Source organism: Photobacterium minamisatsumaniensis (assembly GCF_050336695.1).
Taxonomy (GTDB): Bacteria; Pseudomonadota; Gammaproteobacteria; order Enterobacterales; family Vibrionaceae; genus Photobacterium; species Photobacterium minamisatsumaniensis.
The window spans coordinates 1-4,370 of sequence record NZ_JAKJSI010000088.1; the positions used below are offsets into that span (position 1 = coordinate 1).

The 4,370-nt window shown below is 41.4% G+C and carries 4 protein-coding genes; all 4 read left to right on the forward strand.

Annotated features, from left to right (window positions below; all coding sequences use genetic code 11):
• Positions 1 to 77: 77 nt before the first annotated feature.
• The 4 genes from L4D78_RS27965 to L4D78_RS27980 all read left to right on the forward strand — a co-directional run bounded on the left by L4D78_RS27965 (position 78) and on the right by L4D78_RS27980 (position 3,517).
• On the forward strand, positions 78 to 206 hold the full coding sequence (locus L4D78_RS27965; RefSeq protein ID WP_428469954.1) for a hypothetical protein: 129 nt from the start codon (positions 78 to 80) through the stop codon (positions 204 to 206).
• Between the two features lie 392 nt (positions 207 to 598).
• Positions 599 to 1,135, forward strand: a complete 537-nt coding sequence (locus L4D78_RS27970; protein WP_428469955.1) for a nucleotidyltransferase family protein — start codon at positions 599 to 601, stop codon at positions 1,133 to 1,135.
• 165 nt (positions 1,136 to 1,300) lie between these two features.
• Complete coding sequence (locus L4D78_RS27975) at positions 1,301 to 2,404, forward strand: hypothetical protein (RefSeq protein WP_428469956.1); 1,104 nt, start codon at positions 1,301 to 1,303, stop codon at positions 2,402 to 2,404.
• 939 nt (positions 2,405 to 3,343) lie between these two features.
• Positions 3,344 to 3,517, forward strand: coding sequence for a hypothetical protein (locus tag L4D78_RS27980; protein ID WP_428469957.1), 174 nt, complete (start codon positions 3,344 to 3,346; stop codon positions 3,515 to 3,517).
• The last annotated feature ends 853 nt before the right edge of the window (positions 3,518 to 4,370 follow it).

Sequence of the window (4,370 nt, forward strand, 5' to 3'; positions counted from 1 at the left end):
ATAACAAGCTGTGTAAGTTGACCCTTAACACGTGGCATTTTTAGTATGAATCAGCTTTTGTGATTATGGGGCAATGTTTGGGTTTAGGGGCGGGCAACTTCACAAGGGCGTTATATGCCATTCCTTCTTACGGTTTAGGCCTCATTGCCGCTGGTGGTTTTGTGGTTTCAATGTGGGGCGCAATGCAGTTAAATGTCGTTCCGTGACTTGGTGCGGTTTGCTTTTGTTCCATGCCAATATTCATTGGTCTAAATAGCCTTGTCTCTCCCAAATTCATGAATCCGCACTATTGATTTTCGTGCTGGTTAGCTATGATTTCAGTTTTTACTAAGTCGCTGAAATTACTTTGCTAAGTTAGTTTATTAGTTGGCGGTAGCGTGGTGTTCACGGTTACAGCCAACATTGTGAGTTTGGGTTGTTCACCTGCTGCCTCGGTGGGGCGGCCAAGCCGCTTTAAGTTCAGCGTTCATATAACAAGCTGTGTAAGTTGACCCTTAACACGTGGCATTTTCAGTATGAATTGGCTTTTGTGTATATGGGGCAAGGTTTTGGTTTCGGGGCGGGCAMCTTCACAAGGGCGTTATAACGCAGGGTGGATATGAATAGAATCATCAAATTAATTGAGAAAGATGAATTGAGGGTCAAGGCTCTTGATTGTGTTCGACAGATCAATTTACCTCATTGTTATTTAGCCGCTGGTTTCGTCCGAAATTTGGTGTGGGACCATTTGCATCAGAAATCAATATCAACGCCTTTGAATGACGTTGACGTTATTTATTTCGATGAAACTGAATCTAATCCTGAAACCTACAGATTAATCGAATTCCAGCTTTCTGCGTTGATGCCAGAATTGAACTGGGAAGTGCGTAATCAAGCAATTATGCATAAGCGAAATGGTGATAAACCGTATTTAAGTATCATCGACGCAATGAGTTATTGGCCAGAAAAAGAAACGGCGGTAGCGATACGTAAATTAGGCAATGGTAAGTATGAATGTATTTCTGCATTTGGCTTTGAATCGTTGTTTAATTTGCAGGTTACACATAATCCTAAGCGTTCTTTAGAAATCTTCAGTGACCGTGTAACGTCGAAAGGTTGGCTGAGTCATTGGTCTAAATTGAGAACTGCGTTATAACAAATGCATCAACACGATTTGCTACATTCGGCGTTGTCAGTTTGCCTTTAGTTTCAGTGATTAAGGCAGTAAAATTCAGCTAGGTTTGCATAGTAGCAAACGTGTTATGCAGGCGTTAAACGTTTTTGCTAGTTCTGGTGAAAGTAAATATTCAAAGGATCATAAATGAGTCAAAGTGTAATTTCAGACAATTGGTCATTGCAAAATATTGGTGAGTTACTGACCTACGGTATTGATGAAAGTAAATCTCATTACATAGCAATAGATAAAGAAAATGACAGTTATTCTTACGAAGACAGTCTAAGTGCAATTATTAATACTGAGGCATTGTTTGATCTGCTCACTGATATTATTTTACGTGATCAAATTTTGGTTGAAGAGAAGTTTATTCATGCGTGGAACCGCGAAGGCAACCCTTTTCAAGATGCAGTTTCTCAAGGAGTAATACGTCCTTATCCATTTTTAGTAGATTACAAGAAACTTCAAGGCCCAAGAAACGAGTTTATTGATCGTTTAAGCCTGACATCAGACTTAAAGAAAGATCATGAAGAAAATCGAGTAGGTTTTATTCAAGACAGGTATACCCCTCATGGGTACTTATCCCAAACTTTATGGGGTGGTGCTGGCATGTTGGCTAGAGGTTTTGTCTATGAAAAAGGATATACTCCTCACCCAGTTAGAAAACGCTTTTTTACTGATGCTGGGATAATGGTTTCTAATGAAGATTCAGTTTTGAAGCTAAACCATCTAGTTTCAGAGAAAAGAGCTTCTATAGCCTCACTCCACAATGGAAATAGCGAACTGTATGCCTTAAATGTAAACATGCTTCCTTTGCCTATCCGAGTTATACAGGAGTCGAATTCAGCGAGCGACATGATCAAGGTTGCCCTCCAATTAAGGAGTGAGTACCAAGAATTAAGAGATTGGTTGAATTGCTACCAGCAAGCGTTAAGTGATGGTAGTTATAAAGATATGAACAAATTTTCCAAAATTCTTCAATCGATCTCTTCATATGTCGATTCAACGATAGGTACCGTGGATTCAAATGCTCCTACATTTACTGCTGGCATCGGTGTGCTTAAGGTTGCGGTAAAAGGTCAGCCACTCAATACGCTTATAAACCAATTTGGTATTCGGTCAATGGTTAATAAACTTATTCTTAGCCGCAGTGGTACATCAGATCTTAAGAAATATTTGGGTTTCTTTAACCACAAGAATACAGTTGTGGGTATGAAGGTTATTGAACATTTTTCACAAAAAAACGTTTAACAAGGCAATCAAGGTGATGCGTTACACTCGGCGGTTTTGGTATGGAGTTCGGTGCGCTTTACAGGTTCAGTGGGGCACACCTTATTGCAGGCGTTATATGCCATTTTTTCTTATGGTTTAGGTCTCATTGCCGCTGGTTGTTTTGTGGTTTCAATGTGGGTCGCAATGCAATGAAAATCGTTCCGTGAATTGGTGCGGTTAACCTAAACCTCATGCCAATGTTCATTGGTATAAATAGCTTTGTCTCTCTCAAAGTCATGAATCCGCACTGTTGATTTTCGTGCTGGTTCGTTATGATTTCAGTGTTTACTAAGTTGCTGAAATTACGAAGCCAAGTTTGTAATTCAGTTGGCGGTAGCATGGTGCTCGGGGTTACAGTTAGTATCGTGGTCTTGGGTTGCATCTCCTGCTGTCTCGGTGGGGCGGCCAAGCCGCTTTGATTTCAGTTCTCATATAACAAACTGTGCAAGTTGACCCTTAACACGCGGCATTTTCACTATGAATTAGCTTTTGTGATTACGGTGTAATCGTTGGGTTTCGGGGCGGGCACCTTCACAAGGGCGTTATATGCCAATTTCTCTTATGGTTTAGGTGTCATTGCCGCTGGTTTTTTTGTGGTTTCAATGTGGGTCGCAATGCAGTATGAATGTTCCGTGAATTGGTGCGGTTAACCTTAGTCTCATGACTATGTTCATTGGTATGAATAGCTTAGTCTCACTCAAATTCATGAATCCGCACTTTTGAATATGGCGCTGGTTCGTTATGATTTCAGTGTTTACTAAGTTGCTGAAATTACTTTGCTAAGTTAGTTTATTATTTGGTGGTAGCGTGGTGTTCACGGTTACAGCCAGCATTGTGAGTTTGGGGTTGTTCACCTGTTGTCTCGGTGGGGCGKCCAAGCCGCTTTATGTTCAGTGTTCATATAACAAACTGTGCAAGTTGACCTTTAACACGTGGCATTTTCAGTCTGAATTGGCTTTTGTGTTTATGGGGCAAGGTTTTGGTTTCGGGGCGGGCAACTTCACAAGGGCGTTATATGCCATTGTTTCTTACGGTTTAGGTGTCATTGCCGCTGGTTGTTTTGTGGTTTCAATGTGGGTCGCAATGCAGTAAAAATCGTTCCGTGAAATGGTGCGGTTAACCTAAACCTCATGCCAATATTCATTGGTATAAATAGCCTTATCTCTCTCAAATTCATGAATCCGCACTGTTGGTTTTCGCGCTGGTTCGTTATGATTTTAGTGTTTACTAAGTTGCTGAAATCACGCTGCCAAGTAAGGTTTCAATCGTTGGTAGGTTGGTGTTTACGGTTACAGTGAACATCGTGAGTTTGGTGTTGTTCACCTGTTGTCTCGGTGGGGCGGCCAAGCCGCTTTAAGTTCACTGTTCATATAACAAGCTGTGTAAGCTGACCCTTAACGCGCGGCATTTTCACTATGAATTAGCTTTTGTGATTACGGTGTAATCGTTGGGTTTYGGGGCGGGCAACTTCACAAGGGCGTTATATGCCAWTYYTTCTTAYGGTTTAGGTGTCATTGCCGCTGGTTGTTYTGTGGTTTCAATGTGGGTCGCAMTGCAGWGAAAATCGTTCMGTGAAATGGTGCGGTTAACCTTAATCTCATGCCAATGTTCATTGATATAAATAGCTTTGTCTCTCTCAAATTCATGAATCCGCACTGTTGAATTTCGTGTTGGTTCGTTATGATTTCAGTGTTTACTAAGTTACTGAAATTATAATGCCAAGCTTGTATTTCAGTTGGCGGTAGCGTAGTGCTCGAGGTTACAGTCAACATTGTGAGTTTGGGGTTGTTCAGCTGCTGTCTCGGTGGGGCGGCCAAGCCGCTTTTATTTCAGTTTTATATAACAAGCTGTGTAAGTTGACCCTTAACACGTGGCATTTTCAGTATGAATTGGCTTTTGTGTATATGGGGCAAGGTTTTGGTTTCGGGGCGGGCAACTTCACAAG